This window comes from Ferroplasma sp. (genome assembly GCF_037442045.1).
GTDB lineage: Archaea > Thermoplasmatota > Thermoplasmata > Thermoplasmatales > Thermoplasmataceae > Ferroplasma.
Genome location: NZ_JBBIRC010000002.1, coordinates 1 through 19,319, shown reverse-complemented (window position 1 = coordinate 19,319; position 19,319 = coordinate 1). Strand labels below are relative to the sequence as shown.

Here is a 19,319-nt window from a genome sequence, read left to right as displayed (position 1 = left end):
AAAATATGGGCTACTGAAAGTTCATTTATGTATACCTGATTTCGTTTTGTGAAACCACAGGCACAGAACAAACTGATGGGAAATGCATATTATATATTTATAGGTGCCATCAGCATCTTTGTTGCCAGTTACAATATTGCGATAATATCTGTGGCCTTAAAACCCATTGAAATAGCATTCAGTGTTGGATCTGGAATTGTTTATCTCCTTGGTTCACTGATATTTCTGGGTGCAATGTTTGGAGCTGTTATCAGTGGAGTTCTTTCAGACCGGTTTGGAAGAGTTAGCATACTTTTAATTGATATACTTACTTTTATTGTTGCCGGGGCAGGAAGTGCACTATCAACAAATATAGCAATGCTCATGTTTTTTAGAACGGTTGTTGGCATTGGTGTGGGAATAGATTATGTGGTAATATTTACTTATTTGTCTGAAATAATATCTGTTAAAAACTCAACAAGGAATCTTGCATTGATAATGTTCTTTGCAAATTTTGGCATATTATTCTCATACCTCATTGGTGGAATTTTATTAACCCTTGGCCCTGCTGGATGGAGATATGTATTGCTTTCCGGGTCACTGTTCTCTATAATTCCACTTGCAATGCGGGCACGGCTCAAGGAATCATCCATATGGAAAATTAAACGGATTAAATCCATAAGGTCGATAATCAGTGATGTTACATCAAGAAAAAACAGAAAAAATCTTTACAGATTCTCGGTTCCATGGTTCCTTTATCAAATTGGTGACCAGAGCCTTACAATGTTTCTGCCTTTCATATTAATATCTGCCCTGGGGATTTCTGCTGTAAGTGGGGCTTTCTCAGCAGTGCTTGTAAAGGCATTTACCATACCGGCTTCAATACTGGCTTTTCTTGTTATACAAAGGCTTGGAACCAGAAAGCTTCAGGCAACTGGATTCATAATAAGATCTGTGTTTCTTGGCATACTTGGCTTTGGTTTATATTTTTCTTTAAAGTTAACTGGAATAGAAATTATAATGCTTCTCGGATTTGCATTTTTCTTTGGGTCTATGGGCCCGGATAAGACAACGGTAATAATGCCAGTAGAAAACTATGACGAATCAATAAGAGGCTCTGGCCAGGGGTTTAATGAAATGGCTGGAAGGTTTGGCGGCCTTATTGGTATTCTTTCTTTTGCATTCTTTGGCATGGGTGGAATAGATATAGGCCTTATTTTCCTTTCAATTACCTGCATAATTGGATTCTTTTTTACACTTGCTTTCAAAGTTAAAAGCAAAGAAACAATTATTGGAAACGATGAAAGTCAAAATATTCAAACTGGAACAAAGTAAACATCGTTTACTGTAAAATCCTGAAATTTCTTGAATTTGGCTGTTATTTCCATTCCAATTTTTATTTTTTTAATATCTTCAATGTAAAGCCTGGACATGAAGAGAGAATCTATATCAGGAAATTCCACAAGTACAAGTGTAAATGGCACGTCATTTTTAAAACTTTCACCAGAATAGTAGCATGTTGTAAATGAGTGCACTTTGCCTTTCAATGGAAGAGCAATATCTTCTGTTTCTGATCCGCAGTACATGCAGTATTTTCTGTATGTTCCATATTTATATTTGCATTGAGGGCACATTGACCCAAGCAATCTGTTTTCACCAAGAGCTTTAAAAAAAGGTGAATCCTGTGCATAACTATGCCTGTATTCTGTTGTATAATTCCATTCCACAATTAAAGGGTCTATTTTAATTAATTTTTTGCCTGCCATTAAACCGCCTCCATTATTGTAACTGCTTCATATGCTCCGGTGCCTGCATGGCTGTGGATTAATCCTCTGGATGGTTCTTTTACCTGCAATTTTCCATTTCCCATATGTTTTTGGATACTCCCCTGAAGCTGCCAGAAAGCGTATACTGCCTGCATTATTCCGGTGGCACCGATAGCATGGCCTGAAGCCTGAAGGCCGCCTTCCATGTTTACCGGCAATTCTCCCCCAAGCAATGGTTTGCCATCATCAATAAATTTACCGCCCTTTCCTGGAGGGCAGAATCCCATGTCCTCATATGCCTGAATTTCAGCCGATGTATATGCATCGTAAAGCTCCGCAAAATCAATTTCCTTTTCAGGATTTTTTATGCCTGCACGTTCATATGCCATTTTTGCAGCAAGCCTCCCTGCACGGAACGAATGCACACCCGGGTATTTAAGGCTTTTATACATATTTTTATTTTCACCAGGAAGCAGCGGAATTTCACCAAATGGGCGATCTGCGAGCCTCATAGTATCTGTAGATGACCCTATTGACCTTATCCGCACTGGTTTTGATGAAAATGATTTTGCAGCTTCTTCAGATGCAAGTATAGCACATGCGGCTCCATCAGACATCAAGCATATGTCTAGCATTTTTAAAGGTGTCGAAACAACTGGCGAATTCAATACGTCTTCAACAGTAATTTTCATTGGTGCCTGTGCAAATGGATTGTAAATAGCGTTGTTATGGTTTTTTACAGATACCTTTGCCATTTGTTCCTCAGTGGTTCCGAATTCATGCATATGCCTTGTTGCCATTAATGCATAATAGGCGGTATAGAAACCACCAAGAGGATAATCAAAATTCGAATCGCTGCCAAGCGCTATTATGTCATTGCCCCTCCATGTTCCAACATGGGACATATTTTCAAATCCGTACACAAGGCATGTATCCATATTGCCGGAAGCAATTTCTTCATATGCAGTTTGGAATGCTAATCCGCCAGTAGCTCCTCCGGCCTCGATTCTTTTTGATGGTTTCCCGGCAAGCCCAATAAAATCATTGGACATTGCACCGGCTATTAACTGGCCCTGGAGATGGTCAGAAAAGTATGCAGATACAGAACCTTCAATATCCTTCACTGTAATTCCTGCATCCTTTAATGCATAATCCATTGATCTTTTAACATTGAGCCTGAAATCCTCGTTGAAATTTGATTTTTTGAACTCTGTCATGCCGCCTGAGACCATGAAAACTTTTCTTGCCTCATAAGCCATTTTTTCCACCCCTGGAATATTTTTTAATAAGTGCTTCGCTTATGACCTTTTTTCTGATCTCATTGGTTCCTGCTCCGATAGTAAGCAAAATTGAATCTCTGAAAACCCTTTCTATTTCGAAATCTTTAATGTAACCGTAGCCACCAAAAATCTGCAGTGCTTCCCTTGCTATATATTCTGATGATTCCGATGCATAAAGTATTGCCGATGCCGCGTCCAGTGAATCCATTCTATTTTCCTGAACCCTCGTCAGTGCTTCCATTGCGAAGATCCTTGAAGACTCAAATTTTGTGTACATATAGGCAAGCTTTTCCTGTATTAATTCGAAATCCTTTATTGCCTTTCCAAACTGCTTTCTTTCAACTGCATAATTTATGGATAAATCCATTGCCCTCCTTGCAATTCCAATAGCATTGAATGCAAGCACTGCACGCTCGAGATTGAGGCCGCTTAATAAAACCTTTTTGCCTCCATTCATTTCCCCAACAATGCGGCCTTTATTCAATGTTATATCATTAAAGAATATGGTACCTGTTGGTGATCCTCTCATTCCCATTTTATCAAATTCCTGGCCTCTGGAAAAGCCTTTATCGCTGCTTTCTACAATAAATGGCGTTATATTTTCACCGGTTCTTGCATATACAAGAAAAACGTCTGCATATGGAGCATTTGTAATAAAGATTTTGCTTCCGTTCAATACAAAATCATTTTTGTTCTCTACTGCTTTTGTTTTCATTGACAATGCATCTGAACCTGACGATGGCTCTGTCATTCCAAGTGAACCGATATATTCGCCTGAGCATAATTTTTCTAAATATTTTTCACGCAAATATTTTGACCCGTTTCTGTATAGATTATCAAGGCACAGATTGCTGTGTGCACCGTATGAAAGGCCGAGAGAACCTGATGCATAGCTTATTTCTTCCTCTATAATGGCCTGTGAAATATAATCTGACCCGGAACCTCCATATTCCTCTGGAATTGTTATACCGAGATATCCTTCCTTTCCCATCTTCCTGAAGAGTTCTGCTGGGAAAAAGTTTTCCCGGTCCATTTTTTTTGCAACAGGCATGATTTCTTTCTCGGCAAACTGCCTGGCGCTCTGCTGAATCATAATATATTCGTCTTTCAAGTATACACCTGCAAAAAGATTGTTATAAAATATATAAACATGCACTGAAAGAACAAATAATTAATAGTGCCCTGCGAAGCATATATATGTATAGATACAATCCAAATTTATGTTAAGTTATGATAATATAGTTAAAGCAGAAAGTGAAATAAAGGGAATATTGCACCGAACACCACTGTTTCATTCTACAACGTTCAGCAATATGTTTTCCTGCGATATTTATTTCAAAATGGAAAATTTCCAGAAAACTGGTTCATTCAAATCGAGGGGTGCAATAGCAAAATTTTCAAGATTAACCGATGAACAGAAGAAGCATGGAGTTATAACCGCCAGTGCAGGGAACCATGCGCAGGGAGTTGCATTTTCAGCATCGTATTATGGTGTTGACGCAAAAATAGTCATGCCTGAGACTACACCGCCGGCTAAAGTAAATGCGGTTCAATCCTATGGCGCCACAGTAATATTGAAAGGAAACAGCTATGATGATGCCCATAGCTACGCAGTACAGCTTTCAGTGGATGAAAAAAGAGAATTTATTGAAGCTTACAATGATGAGGATATCATAGCCGGACAGGGAACTATAGGCCTGGAAATTATGGAAGATATCAAGCCAGATATTGTTGTAGTTCCTATCGGAGGTGGAGGTTTAATTTCCGGCATATCATTTGCAATTAAATCAAAGGACAAAAATGTGAAAATAATTGGTGTTGAATCTGAAAAGGCTAATGCCATGGAATTATCAATAAAGGAGAATAGAATAGTTCCATACACCAGCAATGATACCATTGCTGATGGAATAGCTGTAAAATATCCCGGAAACATAACATTTGAGCTTGTTAAAAAATATGTTGATGATATTGTAACTGTTTCAGATGAAAACATTGCGTATGCATTATTTAAATTGCTTGAAAGGGAAAAAGTGCTTGTTGAACCATCAGGATCAGCGGGCCTTGCTGCATTGTTTGAAAATAAAATTGATGTTAAAGGCAAAAAGGTTGTTATTGTATTATCAGGAGGGAATGTAAATTTTCTTCTGCTTTCCAATATAATATACCGGGCTCTGGAAATGGAAGATAAACTGCTGCGTCTTGAATTTAATCTTCCAGACCATCCTGGAATCATGGAAAAAATTGTCAATGCAATATCCTCATCTGGAGCAAATATATACCACGCTGAAGTTGACAACCTTAACAAGGATACACCTATTGGATACCAGTATCTCCTTTTCACCATTAATATTCTTGATAAAAGCAGAATAGACGAATTGCTTGGGAATCTGAATAAGCTTGGATATAAATTCAGAAGGGTTGGTTAAGGTAAATGATATACTCTTCCTAAATGGTTGGAAGTACCACTTTTGCTTCGCTTTTCCTTCGCCTCTTGCATCTCTGGCAGTTTTCTAAACCTGTTGCAGAGTTTTAGGGCCATTCAGATTCTGGACGTTGCCTCTTTAGAGGAAGCGGTGCTTTTTTTTGCATGCAATCTGAACATTCTTTATTTCATTTCTCTGCTCGAATTGCAAAATGGAGACACTCCCAACCTGGCAAGAAAATCTTTTCAGAACAATTCATTGGTGATGATTTTTAATGCACAATTATTTCCATTTCAGCATCATAAGTGTACAAATTAATATTTAAACGGTAAATGTATACATTTGCACTTCATCCACATCGCAAGTTCATGCATTTTCATGCCTCAATTATTTGTAATTGAGAATCGTATGTCAATATATTATTTCAAAAGTGTCAAAATTTTGATCTTCGATAGTATACGATTCTACCGATGATACATAAGCAGATGGTATTCTTTTGCAGTATCCTTCAAGTAGCGAAATCATTTCAGGATCTCCAGAAAATACAGCAGAAACGGCACCGTCAGGCATATTTTTAACCCAACCACAAATGCTAAGTTCCATTGCCTTCTTCTTTACATGTGCCCTGAATCCTATCCCCTGGACATGGCCATGGAATGTGAATTTGATTGCTGCCATGAGAAAGATATTGCATTTTTATTTAAAATTTTTTCTCAGAGTTGTTGCTCTATATATTCTTTTACTATTTTTCTCAGAGTTTTTCTCAATATTTCTGATAATGCTGCTGTTGATATATCCAGCTGTTCTGCTATCTGTGTCATATTTAGCTTTCTTTCTGGATCAAAATATCCATTTTCATATAATTTTATTATGATCTCTTTTTCCCTCTGTGTAACTTTCTGGTTTTCGCCAAAGGAAAGGTCTGTTATTGAATAATTTATATTGCTTTCTTCAAGTTTACGCTTTAATTCAGTTAATTTTGCATAGCTGGGCAACAGCAAACTGTAACTTACTGTGTTGCTGTTTAAGGCTTTACTGCCAAGAACTACGGAATCGGATGAACCTATGATATAACATGCACTGCAACATGATGCTTTTGCCCAGAGTATTCTGTCACCTGCTTTTACTGACTCGATAGAAATTTTCTTTATATCCGGAAATGCTTTATTCAATTCACCGGGTAAATTAAAGCTTATTCTGTGGGTGGTTGTCTTTCCATCTATTTTTAATCGTTCTATTACTGTTCCTGGAAAATTAGCATACACATAACTGGTAACTTCACAGTCCGATCTTTTCATTGTGATATTTACTTTAATTCCAGTATTTGATTTATTCACTAAAGTAAATAGCATATAACTTAAATAAATTTAGTAAAAAAAGAAATACTTTATATGTTAAGTAACGTATTTAAGTACTCAAAATTAATACAATTATGATCAAAATGGGAATATCATATCCAGTATGGGATAGTGCAATGTTTGCTTATACAATTTCTGCACACATTATAATAGTAGCCATAACACTTGCAATGGCACTGGTTATAACAATAGCAGAGTATATTGCACTGAAAAATAAGAATAAATATTACGAGGCACTGGCACATAAACTGAGCATAGCGCTTGTAATAAATTTTGCAATTGGAACTGCTTCTGGAGTATTCATGGCAGTAGAGCTCATGCTTTTCTGGCCTGAATTCATGAAACTTGTTGGAGCAGTAGCAATGTTGAGTTTCTACGCTGAGGTTTTTGCCTTCCTCGTTGAATCAGTGACATTGATGGTTTATGTCTATTTCTGGGATAATTTCAAAAATAGATGGAACCACTGGCTTGTAAGCTGGGGTGTCCTTTTCGGGACAGGTGCATCTGCATGGCTTATAACAAATGTCAATGCCTGGATGAATACCCCTACAGGATCGTTTAACATTGCGAATTACATCAATACTGGTGTAATATCAGGTGTCAATCCGTTAAAAGTTTTCTATGAGCCATCTACTGGACCTGAACTTTTCCATATGTTCATGGCAATGTATTTCGCAGGGTCAATGGCTTTGCTTGCTTACTTTGCATACAAATATTTAAAATCAAAGAATGATGATGAAAAGAAAATAGATACATCTGCCATGAAAATATTATCAGTTGTAGGAGTAGTTGATATAATATTGATAGGAATAAGCGGTTCAATAGAGCTTTCAACTTTGCTTACACTTGAGCCATTAAAATATGCAATGCTTGAATTAAACATGGCACCGGTAATGTCTGGGGCACCAGAACATCTATTCGGTTTTATATCCAATGGAAAGAGCATTGGTTTTATTCCATTAGCAGGTGCCCAGTCTCTTCTTGCCTATCCGTTTACAAAGGGAAATGCGGGATACATTCCAGGATTATCATCATATCCATCTTCAGTATGGGCACCTTCTGTAGTCCATGATACGCTTGATCTTATGGTTGGATTTGGTGTATTAATGGGATTATTCTGGCTTGCAGTGCTTGTACTTAAAATAATGAAAAAGGATATATTTAAAATAAAATATGTATTATACGGGTTTATATCCCTTGGATTCCTTGGAATGTTCACAATGGAAGACGGCTGGTATACTGCAGAAGTTGGCAGGGTTCCATACATACTATTGATGCCTTATAAGGCCAATGGGCAACCACTTATAGCTGGCCACTATGGCATAATGACTATAGCTCAGGCAGCATCAACTTCTACAATTGTATGGCCTCTTGGAATAGTTATAATTCTATTTTATCTCATAATTATACCATTCACATTCTATTTCAATGCAAAAGTATTGAATCTTTCACATGTGGATGATGATTTAAGAAAAGCAGAAAGGGATTTAAATATCCCTGAGACTGGGAAAGATATTAATAATGTAAATGCGGGGGCGAGATAAATGTCGTTTTACCTTGATGCGAATGGTGTATTTTTAAAGATTGTCATTGCGGCTATGGTTACATTTCTGTTCTCAGAATTCATAGCTATATTTCCAATATTCAGCAATTATGAGAAGCACAAAACAGTAGTATTGAAGCATATAGTTCCAATATGGGAAATTACAGGAACAATGATAGTGTTTTTTGTAGTTGAACTTGAACTTATATATTCAGGATTAACTCCAATAGCTTCATATCTGTTTATACCTGTAATAGGAACATTCGTTGCACTGCTCATATTGAGAAATGTTTTCATAATATATGCAGAGTTTATTTGGAAAAAGGTTGACAGCAAACCGTTAATGATGTTTTACTCGGCTGCCACTTTCATTATGGTTATAGGCTTTGTTACAGCAATAGCTGCATTGATGGTTGGAAACAGCGTATCAACTGCAATTCCTTCACTTCCACCTCTTCTGCACCTTGATCTTGCGAATCTCTCAAAATCATATGTAGATTACTTTGCATTGCTGACTGCTCCTGTATATTCTGCTGTTTACTGGGAATTTTTATTCGGCACATTATTCATAGCCTTCGGGATGTCTAATGTATTCTACAGAACTGCAAAAAGAACAAGTTATATTCCGCTGCTTACAATAATATTTGGATTATTCCTGAACGTAAATGCATGGAACGTGGTTGCCACACTTGACGGTGCAAAATTTATGGAATATTATATGATATTGCCTGTAATAATAACAGTGGCAATACCACTGCTGTATATGTACAAACCAACAACACACTTTGCATCATACAAGCCATTCTGGTTCCTGTCAATGACTATTGCTGTACTTTCACTTGAATTGCCTGTAACAAACATAGCAGGGGGTGCATTCCCTATTACTGCTTTTGCTTCTACAAATTCCATGCAGTTTGCCAATTTCTGGCTCAGTATTATAGGCGGGATAATATTCCTGTTATTGATGATAATGTATGCATATGTTTATAACAGTGGAAGATTTTCATTCAATCCAGAGAAAATTGAAAAATCTCAAAAGACTAAGAAAACGGAAAAAGTTGAAACGGCAGAAATGAACACTGTGCAGAAAAATTAATTTTTTTTACATTTTATATTTTTTATAGTTAATTTTTTAATATTTTTAATTTAATATTTGCTTATTAAAGTTACAACATCTTCATCATTGACTGAATAATCGAGTCCTACCCTTGCTTCTATTTTTCGTGACGGCCCAGCAATAATAGCATATCTGAAAGTAGAAATCATCTCTCTGCTGATCTTTCGGCATACATCCCTTATTGTTGCTCCCTCACTGAGTATTAATGGCCTTTCATAATCCACTTCGCCTGACTTATTCCTCATATATACTCTTACCATATCAAGTGACTTGTAAATCATATTTTTCATATTTTCAAGGTTATAACCTGTTTCTGCAGATACTTCTATATAGTTAGAAAATTTTTTCAGTTTCTTTTTTAGCTGTTCTTCATCATGCGGCATATCTATTTTGTTAACTACCATAAATGATTTTATATAAACTATATTTCCCTTAAAAAAATCAATTAAATCGTCCATATCAATGCTTTCCCTTATATAGATATCACCGTTTACAATTTTAAATTCCTTTGCAATGTCCCTTATGTCCTCATTATTTATTTCAACATTTCTGGGCTTATGTATTCTCAGTCCACCATAATTGGTTCTCTTGAAAGCTATATTTTTCCTTTTTTTGTTCAATACGATCCCTGCTTTGTAAAGCTCATCAAGAATCCTTTCAAGACCTTTTAGCTGGATATCTGTCACCATTACGATTAAATCAACGTTTCTTATTGTGCTGATAATTTCCCTTCCCCTACCGGCACCCAGTGCTGCATTGTCAATTATGCCAGGAAGATCAAGTATCTGAATCTGTGCACCGTTGTAGTTCAGTGTACCTGGAATAACAGTAAGTGTTGTGAATTCAAAATTGCCTACTGCGCTTTTTTTGTTTGTAAGCGCATTCAGGAGAGAACTCTTGCCTACATTTGGATATCCAACAAGGGCCAGTGTGGCATCCCCGCTTTTGGAAACGGAAAACCCATACCCTCCAGATTTTTTATGTGATTCTTCTTCTATTTCAAGCTTGGACATTCTGGCTTTTAACAGGCCTATATGCTTCTCCGTAGCCTTATTCTTCTGTGTTTTCTTTATTTCGGCTTCTATTTCTTTTATTCTTTCCTGTATCGTCATATTCTCACTTTTAATTCATAAAGCATTATGGCTTCAAACTCGAAACTCATTTCATTAATTTTAATGAATTCATAATAATCATTTTTGTTTATAAACGCTTTTATATCTGTTAAATCCGAAAGAATAAGGTAAATATTGCCGCCTGGATTCAAATATTTATAAGCATTGTCAAGAAATCTTCCTGTTACGGCAAAACCATCTGAACCGCCTGACCACTGTAAGCTCTCATTTTCAACGGGAAGATATGGTGGATTAAATATTACAGTATCGTAGGTTCCGTGAACATTGCTAAATAAATCTGACTCTATTATTACCATCTTTACATTATTTTTTTCAGCATTATGCCTTATCAGTTCAATAGCATTGTGAGAAATATCAACTGCGGTAACGTTATGTCCCTGCGAAGCAAGAGCAATCCCTATTATTCCAGATCCGGATCCCATGTCAAGAATATTTTTTCCGCATTTTATATTTTCAAGAAGAAGATAAGAGTCCTCTGCAGGCTTATAAACATCGTCTGAATAATCAAGATCAATCATGATTCCTAATAATACTATAAAGATATTTTATGTTTATTAAATTTATGATGAAATCACCTGTGATGTGCCTTTATTTTTAATAACTTCGAATGAGGCATCTGCAACAGAGATTAATTCTCCATGGTGTGTGATCATTATCATCTGTGGAACTATATTTTCACCCTTCAATGAATAAAGTATTATATCCTTTAAATTGTTTCTTCTGTCTTCATCAAGGAAATTGGTTGGCTCATCCATGATTATTGTGCTGATCCTGTCAAGAACGTATTCAGTAACAGATAACCTTATTGCTATTGCAAGGGCTGTTTTTTCACCGCCGCTTAATGATTCAAGGGTCTGTTCCATGGAATTCTGGGTTACTTTTATGTCAAAATTTTCATCGATTGCTATATCATCAAAATCAAGATTGAATGATTGCAAATATTTCCTTGTTAAGTTTGTCATTGATGTCGATGCGTCCTTCCTTATTATTGCCTGAACGCCATTGTAATCAAATGAGTCCCTGATTTTTCCCAGCACACTTATTGCTTTACCGAGTTTTTTATATTTTTCCGCATCCTGTTCAAACCCTTTAGCAAGGTCTTCATTTTCTTTTATTCTTTCGGATGTGGCTCCAACCAGAGTCTTCAATTTTATTGTGTCCTGTTCAGCAGTGTTATATAATATTTCTATTTCATTTTCCTTTCTGTCTATCCCATTGTATTTTTCAAGTTCAGCGTTATTATTATCCAGCTGTTTTTCCAGATCGTGTATTAAGTTATTTCTTTCCTTTATTTCATCCTGAAAAGAATTAATGCGGACTTCCATTTCGCGTGCATGATCCAATTCATTTTTTAGTTTTTCAACATCGCCTGAAATTGAAGATGTTTTATTATACTGGATATAATCTGGGACGAATCCAATGTCCAGTTCGTATTTTTCAATTTTCTCTTTGCCTTTAGAAATCAATGAATTGTATTCATTAATTTCGTTTTTTATGCTTTCTATATCAATGCCTGATATGATATTTTTGCAACGGTTATATTCATATTCGTATGGCTGGAGAACTTTTATCTTTTTCTCAAGTTCGTTATTTTCAGATGAAAGTTGCAGGAATAAGCTATGGATATTATATTTCCTTTTAAGCTCCTCTTCCATTTCTGTTTTTTCATTTTCAATGGAATTTATTTCATCTATATATGATGCTGCAATTTCTGTTTCATTTCCAGCAAATATTTTATATTTTTCTTCAAGTTCTTCTTTTTCAGTTTCTATTGACTTCTTTTCTGTTCCGAGTTTTTGGATGTTCTGTAAAATTTTATTGATTTTGTTATTGTATTCTTTTGATATGGACTCCATATGTTCCCTGGTAAGCTCTGTGCCGCAAAGTGGGCACCTGTTCTTCCCATTCAATGTCTCCATGCTTTCCCTTGGTTCTTTAAGTTCATTGTTATATAAAGTAACAGAAGATTTTATCTCGGATATTCTGCTGGTTTTGGCCATTATATTGTTATTTATTTCTTCTTTTATTTTTCTCAGATTCTTCAGTTCATCAACATTTATATTATATGTCCTTATGAAATTATCAATGTATAGTTTTCTTTTACTCAATCTATCTGAAAGTGATTTTATATTGCTTTCAATTTTAATATATTCCTCATGAATTTCTGTATATTTCCTTATTTTATCGATATTTAAATTGTATTTATCATAGTAATCAGAATATTCAGTATGATGTTGCAAAAGATTTTTTTCTTTCTCCACCATATCGTTATATTGTTTAATTCTGTCATTTGCCCTATCTAATTGCATTATATAGTTATCCATTTCCTTTTTTTCCACAAAATAATTATTTATCATATCTCTTTTTTTATAGTATGGATTGGCTTCCAATTTCTCAAGTTCTTCTTTTTCTGATTGTAAATTTGTTATATTCTTTCTCAATTCAATTATGCTTTTTTCCCGACTATCAATTTCATTATTATACTGAATAATATTTAATTTTAAATGTTTCACAGTTGCAAGTACTGAATCACGCTCTTGTTGCTTTTTTTTCAGTTCTTCCAGTTCTTTTGAATACTCCTCTGCCTCTTTTTCCGCCTTTTCCAGCATATCATTATTCTCTATTTTCTCTTTATTCAATTTTTCATTTTCATTTCTGATTTCTATAAGCCGATCACTTGAATTCTGAAGCAATATTGATTCGTTCCTGAAATCCGAAATAACATCACGAATACGATCTGCACTTTTTGATAATGATGTTAGCCCTATTATATCTGAAAAAATTGTTTTTCTTTCCTTTGGAGTTCCTGAAATTAAGGAATCCATCTGCCCCTGCTCAACAAATACTGAATTCTTGAATACATCCCTGGAAACGTTTAATATCTTTGTGATTTCAGCATTTACACCTTCGTAGGTTTCTGCAGCAATCACACCATTTTTTTTCACATAGGCAAGCCTTTCTGCATTTTTTGCTTTCTTTACTCCAAAGTGTCTGTAAACCTCATAATGGTCACCGTTAATGTTGAAGTTTAATGTTGTTTCAAAGAAATTTTTGCCTTTTTTTATTAGTTCGTTAATTTTTTCATTGTTTCTGGATTCAGCAAATAATGCAAATTTGATTGCATCCAGTATGCTTGATTTTCCTGCACCATTCTTGCCTGTTATTATATTCACTCCCTGCTCAAAATTTATTTCCGTATTTTCATGTGATAAAAAATTTGTAATTTTTATAGATTCTATTATCATTATTCCACCTGCATTATTTCCTTTATGAGTTTGTATGAATTTTCAGAATCTTCATTCTTTATGGAATTAAAGATATTTTCTGCAAGCGATGCCATATTCTCATCCTTGAAATATGCCATAAAATAGTCATGTAATTTTGACATGTTTGGCTTTTCTTCAATGCTTTTTACCTCTTTTTCAAACACCGGCCCTCTGATTAATGCATGATCCAGTGCCTTAATTTTTGATTTTACATCTTCGCGGTCCACTTCTCCATGTATTGTTACAGAAATAAGAGGATCTTTTTCATTGGTCTTTGGAGTATTAATAATTTTCTCTATATCTTCCATATAATTTTCATAGTTTGAATTAACAGTATTCTGATATCTAGTTGATTTTAATTTTATTCTCTGTGCATCTATTTTCCCATTTCCTATATCAACTAAATTTACCGATTTCCCATTTCTTAAAAAGTTTTTAACCTCATTTGTGCTGTTTAAATCCGTGGAACCTGCATATGAAAATACAGGATATTTATCTGTTATTAAATATGAATCGTGCACATGCCCAAATGCAAGATATTTAAAATTGACAGGCAGGTCTTTAGAATCAACTTCACAGGCTTCTGGTATTAAATAAGGTGAAACGCCCTGGTGAGACATCATTATTGAATTCTTATAATTTTTTGCCTCAATATCTGCTTTCTTATACTGTTCAACAAGATTATTTTTTCTTAATCCCTTCATGTTTGATATTCCGGACAATAATATATCTTCATTACCATAGTTTATAACAATGTTCTGAAGCTCTTCCACACCAAGAAGCTTTACGCCAAGAAAATCAAATATTCTGGATGCAACCTCATCCGTTCTCTTTGGGCGGTCATGGTCTCCCATGATTAAATACATTATTTTATTTTTTTTATAGAGTTTTAGCATTGCTTTTTTAAACTCATTCATAGCCCTGTTTGAAGGAGACCATGTATCAAATAAATCACCAGTATGAACAAAGAAATCCACATTTTCCTCTAAACCAAGATCTATTGCTTCATTGAATGATTCATAGAAATCTTCCTCACGGAGGTCCATCATGTACTGCTTATAGCCTAAATGTGTATCAGATAAATGCAAAAAGCGTGCCATTAAAATTCACCTAAAAGGTCCTTAGTTTTTTTCACTACTTCTGAAGGATCATTTTTCTTCCTTACTTCTTCCCTTGCTTCTTTTAATAATGCTATTACATCAATATCAGATCCTCCTGCCATGGTTTCACGGTTCCTTATTTTTACTATTGCAGGCATTTTCACAATTTCTCCAACTATTATTGCTTCACCAGTATCGAGCGATGGCAAATCATTCATTAAATAACCTGTAATATTTTCACTGCTTTCCAAAATCGCATTCTGGTCAGATGGATTTGTAACTCTCAATATTATCTGTGAATTGCACTGGCTAAGGACATCAGCATCTATTTTTCCAGGCCTCTGGGTAATAACAACAAGAAATATTCCGAATTTTCTTCCTTCTCCAGCTATTTTTTTAACCATTTTTGCAATATTGCTGTTATTCCTCGGAGGAACAAAATTATGCGCTTCTTCTATGAAAACAAATACAGGATATTTGAACTCAGATGATAGCTTAACATCATAAATTGAGCTCAATACTCTATATGAAAAGTAATTTGCGAGAAATTGATCCATGCCGGATAAATCCATCACTGACATTTTCCCCGGGCCAAGATAATCGTTTATTCCTGTTGTATAATCCTGAAATATCTCCTTTATTTTCTTAAGGAATGTTAATCTTCCACGTATTTTTCTGTAATCCTCCGGGGGCAAAGATTCTGCTGTTTCAAGGAAATCGTTTAAGTCCTTTTTACCCTTCATTTTTTTGTAAATGTCATCAACAATTGAGATTAAGTTTGTATATCCTTCTTTTATGTCCATTATTCCCTTTACATCGTCCGGAGAAAGATCGCTGAACCTAATTGTAAAGTTATTAATTATTCCAACATCATTGTTTGTATATCTTCCGGTACTTAATGGCGTTCGAAAAACACTTATATTATCTGAATAAATTTTTCCATCCATTCTTTTTTTCATGAAAACATAATCTGCATGGGGGTCAAGAACAATAATTGAAGCTCCCTTTTTCAATAATTCTTCCATTATCACCGATGCTGTGTGGCTTTTTCCTGCTCCGGTCTGTGCAAGTATTGCAAGATGCCTTCTTAATCCGTTTATATTTAGTGAGACATTAACTTTGCTATCAGGCAACGAACCTATTTGAAGTGATTCTTCATCATTGAATGAAAATACTTTCTGCAGTATTTCATCTCCTGCAGGGTATACAGGCATTCCCGGCTTAATTATTTCCCTTGACTGAGACAGATAGCCATTTTCAAGCTTTCCAAGTATGGTTGATATGCATATATTTACGAAATCATTTAACCCTGTTTTAGCGTATCTGTCAATGCTCTCGTAATCTATGCTATCGTTCATTAGTTCGCTTTTTGAGACAATTTCTTCTATTCTGCCTATCAATATGTTATCTTTAATTTTTAAGCTGACATATTCCCATTTTTTTATGTCACTACCATCTGATATAACAAACTGAAATTTATTTGAAGTATTTTCACCGATAGTGTAACCTATTTTATACTCTGATTCTTGCACGCCGTTCACCCCTTGTTTCATAAAATGTTATTCCAAGTTTCCTTTCCATAGCACGCATATAGATCTTCTCCATTTCCCCTGACCTGAATTTTACCTTTTTATCAACATCAACCAGCCAGAGGTTATAAATTTTGTATCCTGTATAACCATAAAATAATATGTTTACTATTTTATCATCAATGTTAAATGGCTTCTGGTCAAGAGTTTCCTTTACAAAATCCCTTGAGAGAACCTGTACTTTCAATGGAAGGTCCATTGGGTCTGGAAGTATGTCAAATGATACATAATTTATATCTGTTCCTTCCAGTGTTTTTCTGTACATTACAGGAGTTGTGTATCCGCTTTCTTTTGCAAATGATTTTATTATATAGTGATCATTTTTATAAATTTTAGATTCCCTTCCTATTATTTTTAATGTTTCTGGATCGTTTCTTGCTGTGCTTAAAAGATATTTCTTAAAATCTTCAGTGTAAGTACTTTTTGACATGAATATTAATGTTGTTTCCTTTTCATAGGCCTTTCTTATAAGGCTTTTAAGAGTTTTCATATATTCGTACATAAAATTTTCATAGTTTTCTATTCCAAGGGGCTCGATTCTATGTGATATTCTTCCCTTGAATGAACCGTCAATAAATATATATTCCGGACTGTTATTTTCCAGAAATTTTAATATAGATTTATGCTCTGAATTTTCCATCAGTAATATTGTGAAATTCCTCTGCTCCACCGGGTCTACAGCAACAAGATCTGCATGAAAATCTGAAGTAATATTATTTTTATAAAGTGTATAAGCCCTTATAATTACTATATTCTTTCCATTATACAGCATTCTTATAAATTCAGAACTGTCGGTGGATGCTGCATCTATTTCACCCGGTTCCCAGGGAGTAAATTTATTATAATTTGAATTGAACAGCTCCTGATAGAATCTATAAAGTTCCGATGTTTCATCCATTTCCAGATCTCGTGACATCGATTGCTTATTTGTTTCAAGGTAGTTCATAAAATCAGAGAATGTGTCCATTTTATAAACAATATATTCAATTCAAAAATAAATCTTTGCATAAATTTTACACTGGATCATGAAAGCAATGATAACGGTATTAAAAAGATTAAATCAGGCATAAAATTTAAAAGCCTTGCTATATTATTGGTTCATTGTAAGGATTAAATAAAATGCAGTAAATGCAGGTGTATTTATGTTTCAGAGTGTAAAAGTTGAAAATGAAAATATGGAAAAAGTTATTGATATTGTAAAGTCGAATATCAATACCTACGAGGTTGTTGCCAATCCTGCAAGCATTAAATTCTTATTTTTTGACAGTGACAATCCAGATATAAATAAACAATTTGATGATTTGAGGAAAATTTTGGTTCCAATGGGATACATACCGTTGCTTGTTCTTGATGTAGAGCATTATGTAGAGGTTGGAATCAGGCCTAAAGCTTCATACAGAAGCAGTAAGGTAAATTTAATTATGCTTATTCTTACATTAATTTCAACAATATATGTGGGTTCTATATATGCCAGCAGCTTTGTCAGCCCCGGTGCATATGCTGAAGAATATAAATTATTGTATGGCTTTGTGTTTTTCTCGCTTCCATTAATGTTTATTCTTGGCATACATGAGACCGCGCATTATTTAGTTGCAAAGAAGTACAGTGTAAATGCCTCACTGCCATTTTTCATACCATTTCCGTATATGATTGGGACATTCGGTGCATTTGTTTCCCTTCGAGATCCAGTGCCAACAAGGAAGGCAATGGCAGAAATTGGCGCTGCGGGCCCTATAGCAGGATTCCTTGCGGCGATTCCACTATTATTTGTGGCACAGTACTTTGAAGGCATATTCAAGCCGATCGGAAATTATATACCATTTATTCTTAACTATCCGGAAATATACCATTTATTTGGCATAGTTGAGCCTTCAAATGTCCCGATATTTCCCATGGTATTTGCAGTATGGGTTGGCATGTTTGCAACAGCAATGAATCTCATACCAGCCGGGCAGCTTGATGGCGGCCATATAGCCAGAGGCATACTTGGGCCTAAATCGTATATTATAGGTTATATATTTATAGGTTTTCTTCTCTATCTTACAATAGCATACGATTATATAGGCTGGTTTTTCCTTGCATTATTTGTTATATTTATGGGCATGGTTCATCCACCGGCACTGAACGATTATGAAAAGATATCAAAGTTTGATATTGGTATAGGGGTTTTTTGCCTGGTAATGTTTGTTCTCACATTTACACCACTACCAATAAAACCATAAAAAATTAATAACTAAAAAAGAATATAGAAATAAGGGCTTGTGGTCCAGTGGTTATGACGCTTCCCTCACACGGAAGAAATCGCCGGTTCAAATCCGGCCAGGCCCATTTACAATTATGAATATATCTGGTGGTGAAATTTATAAATTTCTTTATTTGCAATAAAATAAATATAGAATTATAATTTTCTGTGTTTCAATATTAACATTTTAAAGCCTTCATAATTTTATATTTATAATTTTATGCTATGGATTTTTGCATCATTTATATACGGGTTTAATGGGAATTGCTAGGCAAGAGAAAATAACTGAAAACAGTATTATTTTTGGATTTTTCGGTATATTGCATGCCATTCCAAAAACATAAATATTATGGAAAAAATAACAAATAAATTTAGAATTTGAATACAAATAGTTTACTAAATTTACGCAAATATTTTTATATAACCATTGATTACACTTATATGCGTATCGAAAGGAAAAAAACTCTCTTACTGTTATCAGTTTTATTTGCCGCAGCTCTCATGATAGGCGTGCCTTTGTCGG

General features: G+C 34.8%; 16 protein-coding genes and 1 tRNA gene. 6 read left to right on the top strand and 11 right to left on the bottom strand.

Annotated elements, in window-relative coordinates:
* The first annotated feature begins 48 nt into the window (after nucleotides 1–48).
* Nucleotides 49–1,314 carry an MFS transporter gene (locus WKI77_RS00455; RefSeq protein WP_337859870.1) on the top strand — a complete coding sequence of 422 codons (1,266 nt, stop codon included), beginning with the start codon at nucleotides 49–51 and terminating at the stop codon, nucleotides 1,312–1,314.
* Here WKI77_RS00455 and WKI77_RS00450 read toward each other — a convergent pair.
* From WKI77_RS00450 to WKI77_RS00440, 3 genes are read right to left on the bottom strand one after another with little or no spacing between them, the layout of a single operon-like run.
* Nucleotides 1,296–1,745 (bottom strand): Zn-ribbon domain-containing OB-fold protein, encoded by a 450-nt coding sequence (locus WKI77_RS00450; protein WP_337859869.1) that lies wholly within the window; start codon nucleotides 1,743–1,745, stop codon nucleotides 1,296–1,298. The two genes, WKI77_RS00455 and WKI77_RS00450, sit on opposite strands and share 19 nt — an antisense overlap.
* Complete coding sequence (locus WKI77_RS00445; protein WP_337859868.1) at nucleotides 1,745–3,004, bottom strand: thiolase domain-containing protein; 1,260 nt, start codon at nucleotides 3,002–3,004, stop codon at nucleotides 1,745–1,747. The genes WKI77_RS00450 and WKI77_RS00445 overlap by 1 nt, the downstream gene beginning before the upstream one ends.
* A complete protein-coding gene (locus WKI77_RS00440) occupies nucleotides 2,994–4,136 on the bottom strand; it encodes an acyl-CoA dehydrogenase family protein (RefSeq protein ID WP_337859867.1) in 1,143 nt (380 codons plus the stop codon). The genes WKI77_RS00445 and WKI77_RS00440 overlap by 11 nt, the downstream gene beginning before the upstream one ends.
* Before the next feature lie 109 nt (nucleotides 4,137–4,245).
* Here WKI77_RS00440 and ilvA point away from each other — a divergent pair, with 109 nt between their 5' ends.
* Nucleotides 4,246–5,451, top strand: a complete 1,206-nt coding sequence (ilvA, locus tag WKI77_RS00435) for a threonine ammonia-lyase (protein ID WP_337859866.1) — start codon at nucleotides 4,246–4,248, stop codon at nucleotides 5,449–5,451.
* Nucleotides 5,452–5,859: 408 nt separating this feature from the next.
* On the opposite strand, the gene WKI77_RS00430 is transcribed toward ilvA, so the two are convergent.
* The gene (locus tag WKI77_RS00430; RefSeq protein WP_337859865.1) at nucleotides 5,860–6,126 is read right to left on the bottom strand and encodes an acylphosphatase; all 267 of its coding nucleotides are present in this window, start codon (nucleotides 6,124–6,126) and stop codon (nucleotides 5,860–5,862) included.
* 35 nt (nucleotides 6,127–6,161) lie between these two features.
* Nucleotides 6,162–6,785 (bottom strand): helix-turn-helix domain-containing protein, encoded by a 624-nt coding sequence (locus WKI77_RS00425; protein WP_337859864.1) that lies wholly within the window; start codon nucleotides 6,783–6,785, stop codon nucleotides 6,162–6,164.
* Nucleotides 6,786–6,880: 95 nt separating this feature from the next.
* Here WKI77_RS00425 and WKI77_RS00420 point away from each other — a divergent pair, with 95 nt between their 5' ends.
* Nucleotides 6,881–8,350, top strand: coding sequence for a cytochrome ubiquinol oxidase subunit I (locus WKI77_RS00420; protein ID WP_337859863.1), 1,470 nt, complete (start codon nucleotides 6,881–6,883; stop codon nucleotides 8,348–8,350).
* Nucleotides 8,351–9,445 (top strand): hypothetical protein, encoded by a 1,095-nt coding sequence (locus WKI77_RS00415; protein WP_337859862.1) that lies wholly within the window; start codon nucleotides 8,351–8,353, stop codon nucleotides 9,443–9,445.
* Nucleotides 9,446–9,495: 50 nt separating this feature from the next.
* On the opposite strand, the gene WKI77_RS00410 is transcribed toward WKI77_RS00415, so the two are convergent.
* The 6 genes from WKI77_RS00410 to WKI77_RS00385 are packed head-to-tail and all read right to left on the bottom strand — an operon-like array spanning nucleotide 9,496 to nucleotide 17,521.
* Nucleotides 9,496–10,578 (bottom strand): GTP-binding protein, encoded by a 1,083-nt coding sequence (locus WKI77_RS00410; RefSeq protein WP_337859861.1) that lies wholly within the window; start codon nucleotides 10,576–10,578, stop codon nucleotides 9,496–9,498.
* Nucleotides 10,575–11,117: a HemK2/MTQ2 family protein methyltransferase gene (locus tag WKI77_RS00405; RefSeq protein ID WP_337859860.1), complete on the bottom strand. Its 543-nt coding sequence runs from the start codon at nucleotides 11,115–11,117 to the stop codon at nucleotides 10,575–10,577. The genes WKI77_RS00410 and WKI77_RS00405 overlap by 4 nt, the downstream gene beginning before the upstream one ends.
* A gap of 42 nt (nucleotides 11,118–11,159) precedes the next feature.
* Nucleotides 11,160–13,844, bottom strand: coding sequence for an AAA family ATPase (locus WKI77_RS00400; protein ID WP_337859859.1), 2,685 nt, complete (start codon nucleotides 13,842–13,844; stop codon nucleotides 11,160–11,162).
* Nucleotides 13,844–14,965, bottom strand: coding sequence for an exonuclease SbcCD subunit D (locus WKI77_RS00395; RefSeq protein WP_337859858.1), 1,122 nt, complete (start codon nucleotides 14,963–14,965; stop codon nucleotides 13,844–13,846). The genes WKI77_RS00400 and WKI77_RS00395 overlap by 1 nt, the downstream gene beginning before the upstream one ends.
* Nucleotides 14,965–16,497, bottom strand: a complete 1,533-nt coding sequence (locus tag WKI77_RS00390) for an ATP-binding protein (protein WP_337859857.1) — start codon at nucleotides 16,495–16,497, stop codon at nucleotides 14,965–14,967. Before WKI77_RS00390 ends, WKI77_RS00395 begins: the two co-directional genes overlap by 1 nt.
* Nucleotides 16,478–17,521: a DNA double-strand break repair nuclease NurA gene (locus tag WKI77_RS00385; protein ID WP_337859856.1), complete on the bottom strand. Its 1,044-nt coding sequence runs from the start codon at nucleotides 17,519–17,521 to the stop codon at nucleotides 16,478–16,480. The genes WKI77_RS00390 and WKI77_RS00385 overlap by 20 nt, the downstream gene beginning before the upstream one ends.
* A gap of 175 nt (nucleotides 17,522–17,696) precedes the next feature.
* Here WKI77_RS00385 and WKI77_RS00380 point away from each other — a divergent pair, with 175 nt between their 5' ends.
* Complete coding sequence (locus WKI77_RS00380) at nucleotides 17,697–18,776, top strand: site-2 protease family protein (protein WP_337859855.1); 1,080 nt, start codon at nucleotides 17,697–17,699, stop codon at nucleotides 18,774–18,776.
* Between the two features lie 33 nt (nucleotides 18,777–18,809).
* A tRNA-Val gene (locus tag WKI77_RS00375) sits at nucleotides 18,810–18,882 on the top strand.
* The last annotated feature ends 437 nt before the right edge of the window (nucleotides 18,883–19,319 follow it).

What these genes read in the sequence shown, in the direction of transcription:
- WKI77_RS00395 (WP_337859858.1), bottom strand. Translation starts at nt 14,965, where the DNA reads ATGGCACGCTTTTTGCATTTATCTGATACACATTTAGGCTATAAGCAG.
- WKI77_RS00380 (WP_337859855.1), top strand. Translation starts at nt 17,697, where the DNA reads ATGTTTCAGAGTGTAAAAGTTGAAAATGAAAATATGGAAAAAGTTATT.
- WKI77_RS00405 (WP_337859860.1), bottom strand. Translation starts at nt 11,117, where the DNA reads ATGATTGATCTTGATTATTCAGACGATGTTTATAAGCCTGCAGAGGAC.
- WKI77_RS00385 (WP_337859856.1), bottom strand. Translation starts at nt 17,521, where the DNA reads ATGGACACATTCTCTGATTTTATGAACTACCTTGAAACAAATAAGCAA.
- ilvA (WP_337859866.1), top strand. Translation starts at nt 4,246, where the DNA reads ATGTTAAGTTATGATAATATAGTTAAAGCAGAAAGTGAAATAAAGGGA.
- WKI77_RS00430 (WP_337859865.1), bottom strand. Translation starts at nt 6,126, where the DNA reads ATGGCAGCAATCAAATTCACATTCCATGGCCATGTCCAGGGGATAGGA.
- WKI77_RS00415 (WP_337859862.1), top strand. Translation starts at nt 8,351, where the DNA reads ATGTCGTTTTACCTTGATGCGAATGGTGTATTTTTAAAGATTGTCATT.
- WKI77_RS00445 (WP_337859868.1), bottom strand. Translation starts at nt 3,004, where the DNA reads ATGGCTTATGAGGCAAGAAAAGTTTTCATGGTCTCAGGCGGCATGACA.
- WKI77_RS00420 (WP_337859863.1), top strand. Translation starts at nt 6,881, where the DNA reads ATGATCAAAATGGGAATATCATATCCAGTATGGGATAGTGCAATGTTT.
- WKI77_RS00450 (WP_337859869.1), bottom strand. Translation starts at nt 1,745, where the DNA reads ATGGCAGGCAAAAAATTAATTAAAATAGACCCTTTAATTGTGGAATGG.
- WKI77_RS00400 (WP_337859859.1), bottom strand. Translation starts at nt 13,844, where the DNA reads ATGATAATAGAATCTATAAAAATTACAAATTTTTTATCACATGAAAAT.
- WKI77_RS00410 (WP_337859861.1), bottom strand. Translation starts at nt 10,578, where the DNA reads ATGACGATACAGGAAAGAATAAAAGAAATAGAAGCCGAAATAAAGAAA.